The sequence below is a fragment of the Furfurilactobacillus sp. W61-4 genome, assembly GCF_057545565.1.
This window is the reverse complement of sequence record NZ_BAAJNZ010000004.1, coordinates 196,552-216,081: the sequence shown is the minus strand read 5'-3', so window position 1 is coordinate 216,081 and position 19,530 is coordinate 196,552. Positions and strand designations below refer to the sequence as shown.

The 19,530-nt window shown below is 44.3% G+C and carries 16 protein-coding genes and 1 tRNA gene; 15 read left to right on the top strand and 2 right to left on the bottom strand.

The genetic code is table 11. The features are described 5' to 3' along the window. Window positions 1-6 precede the first annotated feature (6 nt). Window positions 7-2,322 carry a glycoside hydrolase family 65 protein gene (locus AC27FN_RS06750; RefSeq protein ID WP_487167245.1) on the top strand — a complete coding sequence of 772 codons (2,316 nt, stop codon included), beginning with the start codon at window positions 7-9 and terminating at the stop codon, window positions 2,320-2,322. A 117-nt stretch (window positions 2,323-2,439) separates the two neighbouring features. Here the strand turns inward: AC27FN_RS06750 and pnuC are convergent, their stop codons facing one another. Continuing rightward, on the bottom strand, window positions 2,440-3,198 hold the full coding sequence (gene pnuC / locus AC27FN_RS06745; RefSeq protein ID WP_487167308.1) for a nicotinamide riboside transporter PnuC: 759 nt from the start codon (window positions 3,196-3,198) through the stop codon (window positions 2,440-2,442). Window positions 3,199-3,538: 340 nt separating this feature from the next. Beyond that, entirely contained in the window at window positions 3,539-3,760 is a 222-nt protein-coding gene (locus AC27FN_RS06740; RefSeq protein WP_487167244.1) for a hypothetical protein, read from the bottom strand. A gap of 167 nt (window positions 3,761-3,927) precedes the next feature. Here AC27FN_RS06740 and AC27FN_RS06735 point away from each other — a divergent pair. The 14 genes from AC27FN_RS06735 to AC27FN_RS06670 all read left to right on the top strand — a co-directional run bounded on the left by AC27FN_RS06735 (window position 3,928) and on the right by AC27FN_RS06670 (window position 19,460). Further along, a tRNA-Arg gene (locus AC27FN_RS06735) sits at window positions 3,928-3,999 on the top strand. Window positions 4,000-4,356: 357 nt separating this feature from the next. After that, entirely contained in the window at window positions 4,357-5,412 is a 1,056-nt protein-coding gene (locus AC27FN_RS06730) for an aldose epimerase family protein (protein ID WP_487167243.1), read from the top strand. A gap of 427 nt (window positions 5,413-5,839) precedes the next feature. Then, the gene (locus tag AC27FN_RS06725) at window positions 5,840-6,085 is read left to right on the top strand and encodes a hypothetical protein (RefSeq protein ID WP_487167242.1); all 246 of its coding nucleotides are present in this window, start codon (window positions 5,840-5,842) and stop codon (window positions 6,083-6,085) included. Window positions 6,086-6,159: 74 nt separating this feature from the next. Then, window positions 6,160-7,593: a glycoside-pentoside-hexuronide (GPH):cation symporter gene (locus AC27FN_RS06720; protein ID WP_487167241.1), complete on the top strand. Its 1,434-nt coding sequence runs from the start codon at window positions 6,160-6,162 to the stop codon at window positions 7,591-7,593. 18 nt (window positions 7,594-7,611) lie between these two features. After that, the gene (locus AC27FN_RS06715; protein WP_487167240.1) at window positions 7,612-8,784 is read left to right on the top strand and encodes a galactokinase; all 1,173 of its coding nucleotides are present in this window, start codon (window positions 7,612-7,614) and stop codon (window positions 8,782-8,784) included. A gap of 20 nt (window positions 8,785-8,804) precedes the next feature. After that, the gene (locus AC27FN_RS06710; protein WP_487167239.1) at window positions 8,805-10,277 is read left to right on the top strand and encodes a UDP-glucose--hexose-1-phosphate uridylyltransferase; all 1,473 of its coding nucleotides are present in this window, start codon (window positions 8,805-8,807) and stop codon (window positions 10,275-10,277) included. Window position 10,278: 1 nt separating this feature from the next. Next, window positions 10,279-11,271, top strand: a complete 993-nt coding sequence (locus AC27FN_RS06705) for a LacI family DNA-binding transcriptional regulator (protein WP_487167238.1) — start codon at window positions 10,279-10,281, stop codon at window positions 11,269-11,271. A 211-nt stretch (window positions 11,272-11,482) separates the two neighbouring features. Further along, window positions 11,483-11,983, top strand: coding sequence for a phosphatidylglycerophosphatase A family protein (locus AC27FN_RS06700; RefSeq protein ID WP_487167237.1), 501 nt, complete (start codon window positions 11,483-11,485; stop codon window positions 11,981-11,983). A 163-nt stretch (window positions 11,984-12,146) separates the two neighbouring features. Further along, a complete protein-coding gene (gene gap, locus AC27FN_RS06695) occupies window positions 12,147-13,163 on the top strand; it encodes a type I glyceraldehyde-3-phosphate dehydrogenase (RefSeq protein ID WP_487167236.1) in 1,017 nt (338 codons plus the stop codon). Between the two features lie 195 nt (window positions 13,164-13,358). Continuing rightward, a complete protein-coding gene (locus tag AC27FN_RS06690) occupies window positions 13,359-14,558 on the top strand; it encodes a phosphoglycerate kinase (RefSeq protein ID WP_407883866.1) in 1,200 nt (399 codons plus the stop codon). 253 nt (window positions 14,559-14,811) lie between these two features. Further along, window positions 14,812-15,573 (top strand): triose-phosphate isomerase, encoded by a 762-nt coding sequence (tpiA, locus tag AC27FN_RS06685; protein WP_487167235.1) that lies wholly within the window; start codon window positions 14,812-14,814, stop codon window positions 15,571-15,573. A 90-nt stretch (window positions 15,574-15,663) separates the two neighbouring features. Beyond that, window positions 15,664-16,983, top strand: coding sequence for a phosphopyruvate hydratase (eno, locus tag AC27FN_RS06680; protein WP_487167234.1), 1,320 nt, complete (start codon window positions 15,664-15,666; stop codon window positions 16,981-16,983). Window positions 16,984-17,201: 218 nt separating this feature from the next. Next, the gene (locus tag AC27FN_RS06675; protein WP_487167233.1) at window positions 17,202-17,864 is read left to right on the top strand and encodes a TetR/AcrR family transcriptional regulator; all 663 of its coding nucleotides are present in this window, start codon (window positions 17,202-17,204) and stop codon (window positions 17,862-17,864) included. 21 nt (window positions 17,865-17,885) lie between these two features. Continuing rightward, complete coding sequence (locus tag AC27FN_RS06670; protein WP_487167232.1) at window positions 17,886-19,460, top strand: ClC family H(+)/Cl(-) exchange transporter; 1,575 nt, start codon at window positions 17,886-17,888, stop codon at window positions 19,458-19,460. Window positions 19,461-19,530 lie beyond the last annotated feature (70 nt).

The window sequence follows — 19,530 nt, the reverse complement described above, 5'->3', positions numbered from 1 at the left end:
ATAATCATGGCAATTAGTGAACAAAAACGAACGTTTCAATTACATTTGCAGGATCTGAGTGATCACAATCCAGCCTTTTTAGAAACAATTTATGCGCTAGCCAATGGTCACTTGGGGGTCAGGGCCAGTGATCCGCTACAGGGGAACTCGCAGTTGGCCACCGGTATGCCTGGTTTATTTGTTAATGGGTTTTATGATCTCAGCCAAATTTCTTATGGCGAAAAGTACGCTGGCTATCCAGAAAATAATCAGACAATAGCTCAGTTGCCTGATCCACGGTATCTGGTGATCGAAATTGATGGTCAACGGTCCGATGAAGTGACCTTTACGACCCGACTAGTGGATAAAAACCTTGATTTAGAAACCGGATTATTAAATGAGTTATTTGAGATTACGACACCGGGGGGCAAGATGCTGCAACTTTCATTGTCTACGTTTGCCTCACAAGCTGATGATGCGATTTTCGGTGAAAGCTATACGGTTCGGCCACTGAATTTTAGTGGCGCAGTGAAGATTTATAAGCAACATCCTTACATTGATCAAGTTTTTGATCGAGAAAGTGACCCACGGGCGGTGGTGCGTAAAAATGGGTTAGATCGACAGTATTTAAGCGCGGATTTTCCAGCAATGCAGATTACCACCCAGCGTTCGCAGCTAGGATTAGTCTTGATGTGGCGTTATTTGGGTGAAGATTCACTCGTTCATTTTGACCAGAATGACGGTATGCCACGTTATGTGATGGATCTCGATTTGGAACAGGGTTTAGCGGAGTCCTTTGACTTTGGTTATTCCGTCGGCGACATTCATAGTTTGATGGATGTCGCGATGAATCATGCGGCTTATTTAAAAGAGGCTAATGATCATCTAGAACATCATTCCTTTTCTTCACTATTCACGGAATCGGCGCGACAGATGCAAGCCTTTTGGCGTGATGCAGATATTCAAATTGAAGGGGACCCAGAGTCACAAAAGGGAATTCGCTTTAATCTATTCCATTTGCATCAATCTGCTGGTCATGATGGTCATACGAGCATTCCAGCTAAAGGACTCACCGGCGCTGGGTATGAGGGACATTATTTCTGGGATACTGAAATGTTTATGCTGCCGGCATTTATCTATACGGATCCCGATCGTGCCAAACAGATTCTGATGTATCGGTTTCAGACGCTGGATTCTGCTCGGCAACAAGCACGTGATTACGGATTAGATAGCGGGGCGTTATTTCCGTGGCGAACCATTAATGGTTCAGAGGCTTCAGCGTATTTTCCAGCCGGTTTAGCCCAGATGCATATTAATGCAGATATTGCTTATGCGGTGGCCGAATACGTGGCGGTAACTGATGATCAAACCTTCTTGGCAGAGGCGGGATTTGAAATAATTTTAGAAACGGCCCGCTTTTGGCAACGGATGGGGAGTTTTGGGGTCGATGGCCCTCAGGGTGGCCATTTTGTTTTGAATAAAGTCACCGGTCCTGATGAATATACGGCATTAGTGAATAATAACTACTATACTAATCGACTTGCACAACATAATCTGAGACTGGCAGTAATGTTTGCCAAAAAATTGCAGGCGACTGGTTCAGAGAAATTAGAGGCATTGGGCGTCACAGATAAAGAATTGGCTGATTTTTCCCACAGCGCTGATGAAATGTACTTGCCGTTCGACAAGGAACTAGGCGTTAAAATGCAAGACGATGGTGCATTTAACATGCCGATTTGGCCGTTTGACCAAACGCCACGGGATGATTATCCACTGTTGTTACACTATCATCCTTTGCGGCTGTATAGCCATCAGGTTAATAAACAGCCAGATACTTTGATGAGTGATTTTCTCTTCCCTGAGGATCAAGATATTGAACAGCTCAAACGAGATTTTGATTATTATGAACCAATTACCACCCACGACTCATCTCTATCCCGCGCGATTTTCAGTGTCCTAGCCAACCGAATCCGCGCCCATCATAAAGCTTACCGGTACATTGCCGAATCGATGTTAACCGACTTAAATAACAGTCAAGGTAATTCCCAAGATGGCATTCACGTGGGCAATATGGGCGCTAGTTGGATGGAAATGGTCTTTGGCGTTGCTGGCATGCAGCGAACTAAGGCGGGCTTGGTGTTCAGTCCACATTTGCCGACGCAATGGATGGGACTGGGCTTTAAAATTAAATATCGTGGCGAACAGATTGAAGTCCGCGTCACGCGCAGTCAGGCTCAGTTTACATTAATACATGGTGATGGCCTGACATTAACGTGTGATGACCAGACCGTGACGCTAAAAGAAACGACGCCAACAGTTGTTGTAGACTTAGTGGATAAGTAATGTGACAGAACGATAAAATCAAAAAATGATCCTTTCAGATACTGCGGTGCAAAGGTATGCAACGCGCTGATGGGATCATTTTTTATTGATCAAGATTGATGAGTGAGTCCTATTAAGTTAATTATTATGCACGGCATTGTGCTCGGCAAAGTAAGCTGTTTCGAGCTTGGCTTGAGCCGCTTGATTTTTCTTGTTGTACCATGGGGAAATCGTAAAGGCCAGAAAGTCATTGATCAGATAAACCGAGCTGTTGACAAACATTGCTAATGTAGCGTCACCTTGGCGGAATGAAACGGCCCACAGAACCATTTGTGCCAGTCCTGAGGCTACCCACCACAGGTATTGCTGCTTAAAGCGTAAAAAGCAAATGACACCCGCACAAGCTGAAATGCTAAAAGAGATCGCGTCAATCCAGGGCCGCGGGTCATTAGTAAAGGTACCGATGAGAAAGCCAGACAAACCGTATGTTAGCAAGGTTGCCAGGATAGCAATGAAGGTTGTTTGCCAAGTAAATGAGCGAATCTTACTGACCATATTTTGATTCCAAGACGGACTCATTAAGACGGGTAGATCTAAAGTGAGCATGTACACCAGTTGTTCACCAATTGACAAATAATTCTTGGCGGCAAAGCCAACGTAGACAAAACATAGAGCGGACAAGATACCCAACAGGCCATTGACACTTTTGGCCTGATTGATTGCTAAGATGCATAGCACACCAAGCGTTGTTCCGATAAAAGTAACTAAGCTAACCCAACTAAATGGGTTAGAAACGAGGGTCATGATTTGAGCCCCTAGCGAAAAACCGAATAGCCAATATGAAGCAGTGTGCCAGCCTGTTAATTGATGTGCGAGAAACTTGAAATAATTTGTCACTTGATGCATAGAAAGATCTCCCCTTGCTTTATATTGTGGTGATGACATGAAAAAAATCATGAAATCAAAAACGCACGAGAAGTATCTTAGCATCCCTGATTATAAAATAAAAATGCGATTAAACTGCTTATTGTATATAGCATTTTATTGACTAAATGAGGCGATAAACGATGTCCTGACATGAACTGAACCAATTATGAGTTGAACACAAGATATTGTAAAAATAAATTTAAAAAATCTATATCTTGTGGTCAAATAAATTGATAGTCTCATTTGGTGCACATAAAAACCCCTCAACTGGGGGGCGATTGAGGGGCTGAGAAACCAGGCTTGATTAGAACTAGATCAGCTGAAAGCTGAGTTGTGGTTCGCGCATTTGTAAAATTTGGCCCAAATGGCTAAAGCGCACTTGAAGCTTCCTTAGACCGATCAGATTTGTGTCTAAAATTTCAATCCGGTAAGCGGAGGTCGGACTGGGATGGACTAAGTTAAATGTAATGTACTTCCCTTTGGGAAAGTGAACGCGATGATGACCTAGTTCGTTATGAAAGATTGTAATCATAGGTTTGTCCTCCTTACTATGTGATTCACCATAACAAGAAATAAATGTGAATGATAATTATGTGCTTCTAAATGACCAATTTTTCTTGAGAAAAGTCGTTATAACGGGTTGTGTTTTCAAAAGTAGTTCGCTAATATAGTAAGGTACTCTTTGAGTTAGATGGATTTGCGCCTGTAGTGTAATGGATCGCACGTAAGATTCCGGTTCTTGAAATGGGGGTTCGATTCCCTCCAGGCGCATTATTAACACCTTTGTTTATATGTTGTTTACCTGGCTAAATTCCTGTTGTGTAGGGGTTTAGCCTGTTTTTATGTTATTTTTATCTTTGTTGATTTCGTGGCCTTTTGGTTACCAACTAGACGACATCGAAAGGTGGGCTTTACGCTTTCGCAAAGTTCGGAAGCTACTTCCGCCGGTAAAGTCTTGCGCTAGGTTGATGTTCAGCATCAACTCGGCTGGCTCGCTCAAAGTCTAGCATGTTAACCAAGGTTTGCTTAACAATTTGGTCGGGATGCAGGCAGAATGTTGTAAACGTTTTCATAAACCTTTATACTGATTTTGGTAAACTTTACTAAAAAAGTGGAGGCCGAAGACAAATGAATTTTGAACAGAAGACAATGGGCACATTGAAGAATGGTGAAACGGTTGATCAACTGACGTTAACTAATGATCATGGTGTTTCAATTCGGGTTTTAACTTTAGGTGCCACATGGCAGGGCTTCGATGTCCCTACTGGTCACGGTGGACAGGCGAATTTGTTGGTTGGGTACGACCAATTGAGTGACTATGAAGCGACGCCATTTTACGTTTGCAAGACGGTGGGGCGTGTCGCCGGTCGTATTGGTGGCGCAGCCTACGAGATTGATGGAACAACCTATCACAGTGATCAAAATGAAAATCAAAATACGCTTCACGGCGGATATCATGGCTTTTCTGACCGGGTTTGGGACATTGCTGGTCATCAAACCAAGGATGATCAGATTTCGGTGACATTGTCGTTGGCCGTCGACGGGGACGTCGATCATTTTCCCGGCGATATGCAGGTTAAAGTTACTTATACGTTAACCAATGAGGATCGGGTTACTTGGTCAATTACTGGTAATAGTACAGCGGCGACGTTGTTTAACCCGACGCTCCACACTTACTTCAATGTGACCGATCAGGCTGCGTTAAGTACGCAACAGCTGTGGATTAATGGCCATCAGCGCGTCCGTTTAGGCAGTGATAAAGTGCCAACTGGTGCTTTGGTAGAAGTCACTGATACCGCTTATGACTTCACTAAGACGGCAACGATCACAGATCAATTGGCAAAATTAGCGACAGAAAATGGCGGCCGTGAATTCGATGATGCCTATCGGGTTAATGGTGATCAAAAGCAGCCAATCGCCACGGTCAGCGATCCTGTTAGTGGACGAGCATTGGATGTATTTTCGAACCGCGATGGTCTGGTCATCTTTACTGCAGATCCACTTGGTTACGATCAAGATGAAGCCTACCAGGCAAGTCATCCGTTTACGGCATTAGCGATGGAGGCGCAGTGGTTACCTGATGCGATTCATCATGACGGTTTTGGCGATATTGTCTTGCCTGCCAAAGCCGAGCAGACGTATGAAATTAGTTACCAATACCGGCAGTTGAAATCGGCTAATTAATGTTGTGACATTAATCGAATAGTGGCAAAAGCAAGGGGAACTGTGACATAACTCCGCTTTGCCAATGAGTACCAACGAAAATAGCACTGTTTCCCCAAACTTTTTGGGAAGCGGTGCTATTTATGTCGGACGGAATTGGCAAGAGTTTGGCACACGTTATTGAGGCGATAGCCGTCTTGCATATATTTATGTCACCAGGCTTTTTGAGCTATGTAGGCCAATTCTAAAACTTAGTGACCATTTTTGTTCCTAGTGGTTGTTTTTATGATTTTTAGTAAAAACATTTATCGGTAGATATCGCCTTGAATGCCATGATACAACCGGTTGCACGATTTTTTAACAGGAAGTTTTATTTGATAATTTTAGTAAAACTTCGTATAGTAGATTCCGGAAGCGCTTACACTAAGTTCACGAGGAGGCAACAAAAATGGCGAAAAAGGATCAGAAGATCCAAATTAATCCGGAAAAATTTGCGATGGCAGTCTTAGGTGGTAATGCACAGCGCGATGGTGAAGAAAACAAGTTATACATCAAGCGCCAGCTGACCTTATACCTAGAAACGGTTTTGTTGGTTCAGGATTTCAATGATTTGGAAGAAACCTCATTTGACATGGCAAAAGCGCAACAGCGGAATGAGATTTTAGAGAAGGTTATTGAACGACGTTATCACTAAATTAGCGCCGAGCAACATTAATTCAAGTCACGCGGCAATCATTTGATGGACCGCTAGCTAAGGAGATTGCACTTATGAATCAGGTTAAGCAGTATATGTCTTACGCGTTTGGGGCGTTTGGACATGATGCATTTTATGCAACATTAAGCACTTATTTCGTTATTTTCGTAACGAGTCAGTTATTTGATTCTGGTAACCATGCTGCTGATGCCAAGATGATCAGCATTGTCACCGTCATGATGATGGTTATCCGAATTGTCGAAATTATTTTTGATCCGCTGATTGGTGGAGCTGTGGATAATACCCGTAGTAAGTGGGGGAAATTTAAGCCTTGGTTGATGGTTGGGGCAACAATCAGTTCAATCATGCTGATCTTGATCTTTACTAGCTTTGGCGGTATGAGTGTTAACAAACCAACCTTATATTTGATCTTATTTGGGATTGCCTTTGTTATTTTGGATATCTTCTACTCATTCAAAGATATTGCTTTTTGGTCCATGCTCCCCGCATTAACGGTTGATTCTGACAAACGCGCGCGTTTTGGGACGATTGCTCGGTTTGGTTCCACCTTGGGCGCCCAAGGGGTTGCGTTAATCATTATGCCAACGATCACACTGGTCTCTGGCTGGTTCGGCGGTGCTAAGGGTCAACAAACACAAGTTGGTTGGCTTGGCTTCGCGATTTTAATTGGGGCTGTTTCGTTCTTGGGTGCTTTATCAACGGCTCTTGGGACTAAAGAAGAAGATAATATTATTCGTGAAAATACTGAAAAAGTTGGGATCGTTGGTATTTTCAAGGTGCTATTTAAGAACGACCAATTGATGTGGTTGGCGCTCTCCTACTTCATGTTTGCTTTTGGTTATGTGATTACCAGCTCCTTATTCTTGTACTACTTTAAGTACGTGATGGGTAAACCAGGTGAATTCAGTCTAGTGGGTGCCGTAACAGCAATTTTAGGGATTATCTCGGTTGTCTTATTCCCATTCTTAGAAAACTTGATCAAACGTAAGGCAATTTATGTTGGTGGTATTTGTCTGATGTTGGTTGGGTATGTGGTCTTTAACTTTGCTGGTACTAACTTATTCGCTGTTTTATTGGCTATTTCCTTGATCTTCTTCCCGTACCCAATGATTTTCTTGGCCGCCTTGATGACAATTACGGATAGCGTGGAGTATGGGCAATTACGTTTAGGTAGTCGGAACGAATCAGTGACATTAGCTGTTCGACCATTACTTGACAAATTGGCCGGTGCCTTTGCTAACGGAATTGTTGGTTTAGCCGCGATTCATGCCGGAATGATTGGAAATACGAAGCCAAGTGAGATTTCTGCTAGTCAATTATTGAATTTCAAGACGTACATTTTCTACGCACCAATGGTCTTAATGGTTCTAGCTGCCATCGTGTACTTTGCTAAAGTTACGTTAACCGAAGCTAAGCACGCGGAGGTCGTTAAGGAACTAGAAAGAAAATTAGGCGCTAGCAAAGAAGATATCGATAACATTAATTAATTTGAGGTGGCTAAAGCAATGGATACTGCAAGTATTAAACAAGAATATCAAACGCAATTTGGTGTTGAACCAACTGCCGTGTTTTTCTCACCAGGTCGAATTAATTTAATTGGTGAGCATACGGACTATAATGGCGGTCATGTATTTCCCGCAGCAATCAGTTTAGGTACTTACGGAGCCGCGACGCCAAGAACCGACAACACGGTGCGCCTTTACTCAGCTAACTTAGCCGATGCTGGTGTGCTTACATTTGACGTCAGTGCTGACTTGTCCTTTGATAAGGCCTTTGGTTGGGGCAATTATGTAAAAGGGATGATGTATGAGCTGGGCAAGAAAGGTGCCAGCTTTACGCATGGCTTCGATATGTACGTGCATGGCAACTTGCCTGATGGAGCCGGGATGTCATCGTCTGCCTCACTGGAACTACTGGCCGGTGTTATGTTGAAGAAGTTCTTTGAATTAGATGTTACCCAACTAGATTTAGTTTATGCTGGACAGCAAGTGGAAAATGATTATATTGGTTTGAATTCTGGAATCATGGATCAATTTGCTATCGGTATGGGTAAAAAAGATCAAGCGATGTTCTTAGATACCAATACGATGAAGTATGAATACTATCCAGTCGAATTAGGCGATAATGTCGTCTTGATTATGAACAGCAACAAGCCACATGATCTAGCAAGCTCAAAATATAATGAACGCCGCGCTCAATGTGAAGAGGCCTTACGCCGGATTCAAACACAGGTCGATGTGGCTAGTCTAGGAGCATTGTCGAAATCCGCATTTGATTTAGCGACATATCTAATCAATGATGACACGTTAATTCGTCGCGCCCGCCATGCCGTATTTGAAAATCAACGGACAATCGATGCTAAACAAGCACTGGATGACCATGATCTCACTAAATTTGGTCATTTAATTAGTGCCTCCCATATTTCACTTCAGTATGATTATGAAGTCAGCGTTCCAGAGCTGGATACGCTGGTTGACACGGCATGGGATCAAGCAGGTGTCTTGGGTGCTCGAATTATCGGCGGTGGTTTTGGTGGTTGTGCGATTGCGATCGTTAATCGTGATCAGGCAGCACATGTCCAAGAAGTTGTTGGCAAAACCTATCAAGAGAAGTTTGGCTATGCCGCAGACTTTTACATTGCGGAAATTGCTGATGGCGCTCACGAAGTAATCGAATAACGATTTAGGAGAACAATCAAATGGCAGAAGATGCAGTAGAGAACTTGGTTTCAATGGCAGTCGCAACCGGGGCCATTGAACCGCTTGATCGGGTGTACTTACGGAATCGTGTGTACAGTCTGATTGGAGATCAACTGCATGTCGATCAGAGCGGCACTGGGGTGGAAGCCATCAGTGCCGCTTTGGTGCAAACGGCAGTTGATCATCAGAAAATTGAAGATTCGCAGACCGCCCGGGAATTACTAGATGGGCAATTGATGGATCTTATCACACCGAAACCCAGCCAGGTTAACGAGCGTTTTTGGCAGGCCTATCAAAATGGACCGGAAGCCGCGACAAAATATTTTTATCAATTGAGTCAGGCCAACAATTATATTAAAACCAGTGCAATTGCCAAAAATATTGTTTTTAATACTGAGACGACATTTGGCGACCTTGAAATCACAATTAACTTGTCGAAACCTGAAAAAGATCCCAAGGCGATTGCAGCGGCCGCCACAACAAAGGCTGACGGCTATCCTTTGTGTCAATTATGTTTAGAAAATGAAGGGTATCTTGGGCGCCTTGGGTATCCGGCGCGAAGTAATCACCGAGTGGTGCGGATGACAATTGGTGGCCGTCCTTGGGGCTTTCAGTACTCGCCTTATGCGTATTTTGGCGAACACGCGATCTTTTTGGATCAAACCCACACCCCGATGCATATTGACCGACAGACGTTTACAAATTTATTTGAGATCATTACCCAATTTCCACAATATTTCGTGGGGAGTAATGCCGATTTGCCGATTGTCGGTGGTTCGATGTTAAGCCATGAACACTATCAGGGCGGCCGTCATACCTTTCCGATGATGAAAGCGCCAATTGCGACGGCGTTTACGTTACCTGATTTTCCGTCGGTGAAAGCCGGTGTTGTGAAGTGGGCTATGTCAACGATTCGGTTGATTGGTAATGATCCACAGGCATTAGCAGATGCTGCCGAACAAATCCGGGTGAAATGGCAAACTTATGATGATCCGATGGTGTCAATTAAAGCGTATGACGGTGAAGTTCGCCATCATACGGTGACCCCGATTGCCTACCGTCACGGGGATAATTATATTTTGGATTTAGTGTTACGAGATAATCAAACATCAGCGACTTATCCTGACGGAATCTTCCATCCGCATCAAGATGTACAACATATCAAAAAAGAGAATATTGGATTAATTGAAGTGATGGGAAGGGCCATTTTACCGGCTCGTTTGAAGACAGAAATGCAAGAGGTGGAACGCTTTTTATTAGATGAGCCTAATGACATGGCCGAGTATCACCGAGCGTGGGCCGAAAAGCTCAAGCAGACGACTACTTTTACGACGACTAATGTGACGGAAACGCTCAACCAGGCCGTTGGTCAGGTGTTTGGTCGGGTACTTGAAGATGCTGGCGTCTTTAAATGGGATGAAACCGGTCGTGCTGCGCAGCAACGCTTTATTGACCAACTGATGGAACAGTAAGATGGCCACTTTAAAAGATATCGCAGAACGCGCGAATGTTTCGCTGGCCACGGTGTCACGGGTGCTTAATTATGATGCCACGATGGCGGTTAGTGATACCACGCGGCAACGGATTTTTGAAGCGGCAGAAGCACTTAACTATACCAAGCGCGGTCGCGAAGATGGTGGTCATCCAACCAAACAACTCACCATTGTCGATTGGTATTCACAAACCCAAGAGATGGAAGATCTTTACTATATGTCCATTCGAATTAGCGTAGAACGGGCGGCTCGGCAGGCAGGTTTTCAGGTAACGACCGTCTATGGCGGTGAAGTGTCCGGCTTTGATAATCATCCCGATGTGACCATCGCATTGGGGAAGTATTCGCCCGCACAGATTCGGACATTGGCCGACGTCAGTCAACATTTGATATTTGTCGACTTTGATACGCTAGCACTGGGATACGATTGTGTTGTGACGGATTTTGAGTATGCGATCGAGCATGCCGTTTCACTGTTGCAACAACATGGCGCTAAGCTAATTGGACAACTTTCTGGACGTGAGGTAACTGCTGATCACCAGTTAGTCATTGAAGATCCTCGAGTCGCGCCATTTCGTCGAAAGCTAGGGTCACAATATGATCCTAAGTTGACCGCCGAAGGGGATTATTCGCGTCAATCTGGGTATAACCAAATGGCACGGCTGATTCGTCAGTTGGGTGACGAGCTCCCAGATGCATTTATGGTTAGTAACGACGCAATGGCGATCGGTGCTTTAAAGGCCTTGTTGGAGGTTAATATTGACGTGCCAGATCGGGTTCAACTGGTGACGTTTGACGACACCTCAATTGCCAGTTACGCCATTCCAGGCTTGACCGCGATTCATGTGGCCATGAACCATATGGGGATGGCGGCTGTTGATTTAGCCGTGGAAGCGATTAAAGAAAATCGGCAAGTTGCCAAAAAAGTTGTTTTAGGGACCCGGCTAGTATCGCGGGAAAGCACCTTATTCTAAACGAGCTTCGGTAGGATAACGAATGAGGCCCATTAAAATTGAGTTGGCGATCAGTCGGGGCACACATTTTTTGCGTGCCCGATTGATCGCTTTTTATTGTGGGAGACGGATTAAAAGCGCCATTATTGATCGATTTTGATGGGGTCAAATCAGCATTTTTGACATAAATAGCGTAGTCTGTAAGTAGTCAATTACGAAGGAGGGTCCGACCATGAATCAACCAACGTTTAAATATCCAGATAAAGAAGCTTATCAATTAGTAACGGAGCAATTAGCCGAAAAAGGAATTACTTATCATGAAATCGCGGCGATCGCTAAAAAACTACAACAACCTTATCTGCCGCAAGTACCTCTGGCAGAGTTTGAAACTGAAACCGTTGACGTCTTACACAAACGAGAAGTGATGAATAATGTGATGGTTGCCTTAGAACTTGACCGTTTCGCCACGGCAGGACTGCTAAGAGAACCTTTACAAAGTATTGTCAGGAATGATGCTGGTGTTTTTGGCGTGGATGAAGGTTTGGCCTTAAACATCGCTAATATTTATGGGACGATTGGCGTGACTAACTATGGATACGTGGACAAGGTTAAAGAAGGGGTAATCCAACAATTGGACGAAGAAAAGGGTGGCGAAGTGAACACCTTTGTTGATGATATTGTCGGTGCATTAGCCGCTGCTGTTGCGGCAAAAGTAGCCCACCACTATGCCTAAGCCAATCTTAGAAACCAAGAACTGCTTTTATTTATGAAAATTGCTTGAAAGCTGACTTTTGAGTTTGTGAAGTTCAGTTTAATGATTTGCAGGATTTAGTTGATTGGCATATAATTCTTCCTGTTGTTAATTATATATTTTCCTTAAGGGAGGAAGTTCACCAATGACTGTTAAAATTGGTATCAACGGATTTGGCCGAATCGGCCGTTTGGCTTTGAAGCGGATCCATGAATTGAACACTAGTGACATTGAAGTGGTTGCGATCAATGATTTGACTACGCCATCAATGTTGGCTTACTTACTTAAGTACGACTCCACGCACGGCAAGTTCAATGGTGAAGTTAGCTCAACGGACAAGGGCATTGTCGTTGATGGCAAGGAAATTCCTGTATACGCAGAACGCGATGCAAAGAACATTCCTTGGGTTGCAAACGACGGTGTTGACTACGTACTTGAATGTACTGGCTTTTACACATCGGCTGACAAATCACAAGCGCACTTGGATGCCGGCGCAAAGCGTGTCTTGATCTCTGCACCTGCTGGTAACATCACTACGGTTGTGCCTGGTGTTAACTTGGATGTTTTGAGCAATGATGACAAGATCGTTTCGGCAGGTTCATGCACGACTAACTGTCTTGCACCATTGGCTTACTTCATGAACCAAGAATTTGGCGTTAAAGTTGGGACAATGACAACGGTTCATGCCTTTACTTCAACCCAATCTATTCTTGATGGCCCTCGTGGTTCAAAGCCACGTAGTAACCGGACAGCTTCCGTTAACACGATTCCACATTCAACTGGTGCTGCCAAGGCGATTGGCTTGGTTATCCCAGAATTGAATGGTAAGTTACAAGGTCACGCACAACGGGTTGCCGTTGTTGATGGTTCTCTGACGGAATTAGTTACTGTTCTGGACAAGAAGGTAACAGCTGATGAAGTTAACGCAGCCATCAAGAAGCACACTGAAGGTAACGAAGCCTTTGGTTACAATGATGATGAAATCGTTTCAAGCGACATTATTGACGATTCACATGGTTCTGTTTTCGACCCAACTCAAACCGAAGTAACCACTGCTGGTGACACGCAATTGGTTAAGACGGTTGCTTGGTATGATAACGAATGGGGCTTCACTTGCAACATGATCCGGACACTATTAAAGTTTGCGACATTAGAAGCTTAATTTAAACGTGACGAGTTTGGATAAACTCTAAAAAAGGCGGGCGGGAATTTTCCCGCGCGCTTTTTTGTTAATTGAATAGTAATTTTATTCACAAATGAGGTAATGAATTTTCTGAAAATGGACTTACAGGTGGCTTTTGCGATGTAAAATCGTTAAACTACTGATGTACACTCAACTCGTTGGGAGGAAAAAACTTTGGCAAAATTAACAGTATCAGATGTAGAACTGAGTGGTAAAAAAGTACTGATGCGGGTCGACTTCAATGTGCCCATTAAAGATGGTGTGATTGGCAATGATAATCGGATTGTCGCCGCATTACCAACGATTAATTATGTGATTGATCATGGCGGTCGAGCAATCTTATTCAGCCATTTGGGCCGGATTAAGACTGAAGCTGACAAGCAGGAACTCTCCATGCGCCCGGTAGCAGAACGACTGAGCAATCTGTTGGGCAAACCAGTTACATTTGTCCCAGCAACGCGTGGTCCACAGCTGGAAACAGCCGTCAATAACTTGAAAGACGGCGAAGTTTTGTTATTTGAAAACACCCGTTTTGAAGATTTAGATGGCAAAAAAGAATCTGGTAATGATCCTGAATTAGGCCAATACTGGGCTTCATTAGGTGATGTGTTTATCAATGATGCTTTTGGAACGGCCCATCGGTCTCATGCCTCTAATGTAGGTATTGCAACGGCAATGAAAGCGGCTGGTAAACCAGTGGCCGCTGGCTTCTTGATGGAAAAAGAAATCAAGTTCTTAGGTGAGGCTGTCGACAATCCGGTTCACCCATTTGTTGCGATTCTGGGTGGCGCAAAAGTTTCTGACAAGATTGGGGTTATCGATAACTTGCTAAGTAAGGCCGATAAAGTGATTGTCGGTGGTGGGATGGCTTACACATTCTTTGCCGCACAAGGTTTAACGGTCGGTAATTCATTGTTAGAGGCTGACAAGATTGACACCGCCAAGGCAATTATTGAAAAGGCTGGCGACAAGTTAGTCTTGCCGATTGACACCGTGATTGCCAAAGAGTTCAAGAATGATTCACCATCTGAAATCGTTGATGGCGCCATTCCTGATGGCTACATGGGGTTAGATATCGGTCCTAAATCAATTGAATTGTTTGAAAACACATTACGTGATGCTAAGACGGTGGTTTGGAACGGCCCGATGGGTGTGTTCGAAATGCCTAACTTTGCGAAAGGCACGTTGGCAATTGGTAAATTCCTCGGTGATTTAGATGCGACAACAATTGTTGGTGGTGGGGACTCAACCGCTGCTGTTCAACAGCTTGGAGTTGCGGACAAGCTTACCCATATTTCCACTGGTGGTGGTGCTTCCTTGGAGTACCTTGAAGGTAAGACATTACCTGGCATTGCAGCAATTAGTGATAAATAGTTTCAGTGAAGCGTGTTGGTCTAATGACTAGCGCGTTTTTTTATGGGCTCGTTGGTAGTTGCGTTGAATCAGTAAGTTCACTACAATGTTTTTGACAGTGATTATGGCGCGTGCCAAGCAAGGCGGCGCGCGAAAACTGGCCGTCCGTCATCTCGCGGAAACTGTAAATCAATGGAGGACAGATAGAATACTGTCAGTTAGGCTGGTTAATTGTTTATTTGCTAGATGACCATGATTTTATAGGAGGATGCACATGCGAATTCCAATGATCGTTGGGAATTGGAAAATGAATAAAACAGCAGCGACAGTCGCCGAATTTATGGATGGTGTCCGGGGGAACCTACCCGATAGTCGTACGATTGAGACGGCGATTTGTGCGCCAGCGTTGTTTTTAGAACGCATGGTGGCGCACACTGCTGATATGCCGTTAGAGATTGGTGCTGAAAATTGTTACTTCGAGGATAGCGGTGCGTTTACTGGCGAAACGAGTCCCATGGCATTGAGCCAGGCCGGTGTTGATTTTGTTATTTTGGGCCATTCAGAGCGGCGTAAGATTTTTCGAGAAACAGATGAAATGGTAAATTTGAAGGTGCAAGCGGTGTTCCGTAATCACATGCGCCCAATCATCTGTTGCGACGAGACGATGGGCCAACGTGAGAATAATGACACAGTGCACTGGGTGGTGGCACAAGTTATTGAGGCTTTAAAGGGTGTTAGTGAGGAAAACGCTAGGACCGCAATCATCGCTTACGAGCCAAGTTGGGCGATTGGTGTAGGAACCCCGGCAACGCCGGATCAGATTGAAGAAGGTTGTTATTTAATCCGGCAAACGGTGGCTGACGTGTATGACGATGCGATTGCTGATGAAGTCCGGGTGTTGTATGGTGGCTCCGTCAAACCGGCTAACATTAACGAAATTATGCAGAAAGCAGACGTGGACGGTGTCTTGGTCGGCAATGCTAGTTTAGAGGCTCAATCATTTCTTGAATTAATCAGCAACGATCCCGGAAAATAATACCGTTGTTTCTTGATAGTGAAGCGATCAACACATATAATGGTGTTGGAGTCGTTACGACTACATTTGCCTATATAAGGAGAGAATAAGATGTCTATTATTACAGATATTTATGCACGTGAAGTTTTAGATTCACGCGGTAACCCAACTGTTGAAGTTGAATTGTACACGGAAAGTGGCGCAATGGGCCGTGGAATTGTTCCTTCAGGTGCCTCAACTGGTGAACACGAAGCCGTTGAGTTGCGTGACGGTGACAAGAGCCGGTTCCAAGGTAAGGGCGTAACGAAGGCTGTTGACAATGTTAACAATATTATCGCAAAGGAAATCGTTGGTTATGATGTAACAGACCAAATCGCGATTGACCAAGCAATGATCAAGTTGGACGGTACACCAAACAAAGGTAAATTAGGCGCCAACGCAATTTTAGGTGTTTCCTTGGCTGCTGCGCGGGCTGCTGCCGACGAATTAGAAGTACCGCTTTACAACTACCTCGGTGGCTTCAATGCGCACTTGTTGCCAACCCCAATGATGAACGTTATCAACGGTGGGAAGCACGCCAATAACAAAGTTGACTTCCAAGAATTTATGATTATGCCTGTTGGTGCACCAACGGTTAAGGAAGCCATTCGTTATGGTTCAGAGACATTCCATACCTTAAAGGGCATCCTAAACGACCGTGGTTATTCGACGGCGGTCGGCGATGAAGGTGGTTTTGCGCCAGACTTGAAGAATAACGAAGAACCATTTGAAATTTTGGTGGAAGCAATCACCAAGGCCGGCTACGTGCCTGGTAAGGATATTGCGATTGCTTTTGACTGTGCAGCTTCTGAGTTCTACAATGCAGAAACAAAGAAGTATGACTTGGTCGGTGATGGCAAGAGTTACACCGCTGATGAATTTACTGATTTACTAGAAGGGATTGTTGACAAGTACCCAATCGTATCCATCGAAGATCCATTAGATGAAAATGAATGGGACGACTGGGCAGCCTTAACTGCTAAGTTAGGCAAGAAAGTTCAACTTGTTGGTGATGATTTATTCGTGACGAACACGGATTACTTGGCTAAGGGGATTAAGATGGGGGTTGCGAACTCAATTTTGATCAAACTTAACCAAATTGGGACTTTGACTGAAACAGTTGCAGCGATTGAAATGGCTAAGGAAGCTGGCTACACAGCAATTGTATCTCACCGTTCTGGTGAAACTGAAGATACAACGATCGCTGACTTGGTTGTGGCAACTAACGCCGGTCAAATTAAGACAGGTTCCATGAGTCGGACTGAACGGATCGCTAAGTACAATCAGTTGATGCGGATTGAAGATCAATTAGGTACGACCGCAGAATACAAAGGGGTTCACTCTTTCTACAACTTAAGTGAACAAGCCCGTAACACGATTTTAAACAAGTAATTTACATTCAGGATTGGGCGTGACTTCCAATTGGAGGTCACGCTTTTTTGTGTTTTGGCATCATGTTGATTTCGCGGATGGACAAAATTGAGCTTTGGCCAAGTAGTTATGAAAAAATAAAGCTCTCAAAGAAAATATAAAGTTAAACAATAGCGCGCAAAAACGTCTACTTTGGTATCGTATACTAGGTTTCGTTGTATTCTGGGGGGAGGATAAAAATGACTGCGGAACATGAGGCTGCCAAACGGCAAGAATTATTGAATCGCGTGATGGCGGTTGTGACTCGAAGTGGGTTTCAACGGTTGACGATGAATGATTTAATTAAGATTATGGGTGTTTCTCGACGGACGGCATATAAGTATTTTGATTCTAAAGGGGCGGTCTTTCACGCGATTGTTCGCGATTATTTGGATTACGTCGAGGCATTACCACGGCCGCAACTAAGTGGTGACGATCGCAGTTTTCTCAAAGAGTGGCAAAAACTTTTTGATCAATCATTAACACTGGCGCGAACGATTTCAGATCTTTTTTTACAAGATTTACGAATTAGCAATGACGCAGACTATAGTAATTTACAAGATGCGTTGAATCAGCAACAGCTACAAGCGATTGATTACTTTGAAGCAGGGGTTGGCCGCGGATTATTTCAACGCTATGATTGGGAAATCTTATTATTACAAGATCAATTGATGATTCGCGGATTGATTGATCACGATTTTTTAATGCGCCACAGCATTGATTTAACCGCAGTGTTAACGGATTACTATCGTCTTAAAAAACATCAACTATTATTGCCAGACAAGGCCACGTTGCTGAATGATCAACCAGTTCGGCTTATTATCGAATATTTTGTCAACGAATATCAGCGGACCTTTTTATAATATAAAACAGGAGTGATGAGATTGATTAAAAAGGATCAGCGGTGGCTTAATGTAGACTTTACCCGTGTTGGCACTGTTATCACTGGTATTGGGGTCGGCATCCTTGCCGGGATAATCGTTAGCTTGTTCAGGCTAACGATCGAGCAATTATTGCTCATCGTTAAGGGCGTTTATGGATCACTACATACTAATCCTTGGTGGCTATTCGTGTGGATCCCTGGCATGATTGCAATCGGCTGGTTCGTCGGTCAATTGGTCAAAACAAGCCCGCAAATTAGTGGCTCTGGGATTCCTCAGGTTGAAGGACAATTAGCTGGAGAGTTTGACGAGCCTTGGTGGCCAACCTTGTGGAAAAAATGGCTTGGCGGGGTCATCGCAATTGGGTCTGGATTAATGCTCGGTCGCGAGGGGCCTTCGATTCAGTTAGGAGCATCAGTCGGACAAGGATATGCGCAGTTAAGCCATCAGCAGGGAACCAAGCGCCGGGTCGCCATTGCGAGTGGTGCAGCGGCGGGTCTGTCAGCGGCGTTTAATGCCCCAATTGCCAGTACGTTGTTTGTTTTAGAAGAGGTTTATCATAATTTTTCGCCGCTAGTGTGGTTGACGTCGCTGACGAGTGCTGTCGTGGCCAATTTTGTTTCGCTGGCATTTTTTGGGCAAACGCCGGTGTTACATATTCCTTATTCGACATCATTACCACTGACCTACTATGGCCAACTAATAGGCTTAGGCTTGGTCTTGGGACTGTTGGGCCGAGTTTATCAAGCCGTATTACTTAGATTGCCACAATGGTATGCAAAACTTAAATTGCCACGCCATTTAGATGGCATTGTGGCCCTAATCGCGACGATTCCAATTGGTTGGTGGTGGTTAGATGCTTTAGGTGGCGGCAACAGCGTGATTTTGAAACTAGCGAGTGACCAGCCCGGACTTACCGGCTTATTATTGTTGTTGGTCGTCCGCTTCGTCTGGTCGATGATTGCGTATGGGTCAGGCTTACCCGGTGGGATCTTTCTGCCGATTTTAACGATTGGTGCAGTAATTGGTGGTGTGTATGGGCGTTTCATGGTGATGGTTGGCTGGTTACCTAGCGTCTACGTTGTTAACTTGGTTATTTTTGCAATGGCCGGCTATTTTGCCGGTATTGGGAAAGCACCATTTACGGCGATTCTACTAATCACTGAAATGGTTGGTTCGCTGAAACACTTAATGCCGTTGGCAGTCGTCTGTTTAGTTGCCTATTTAACGGTGGATGTCTTAGGCGGTGCACCGATTTATGAGTCGTTATTGAATCGAATGGTTTTACCATTACAAACGTGGCGTGTGGAACAAGCCGCCGGATATCCTGATCGTATTGAAGTGCCAGTTTTTGCTGGCTCACCACTTTCTGGGCATCAAGTCCGTGAATTTCGCTGGCCAACTAATGCACTTTTGATTGGGGTTACTCGTGGCGAACGGGCGATCATTCCACACGGTGATACGATCCTTCGCGCAGGAGATACCCTGATCATTGAAACACAACATAATAATCGAGCTTATATTCGTCAAAAAATTGCCGAGATGGCGGAAACCACCAGCGCTCGAACTGAGGACTGATGTGATTTAAGTACAGGTAATCGTTGCCGCCTTGCTGGTGCTCAGATTACCTGTGGTGGCTCACGCTCTT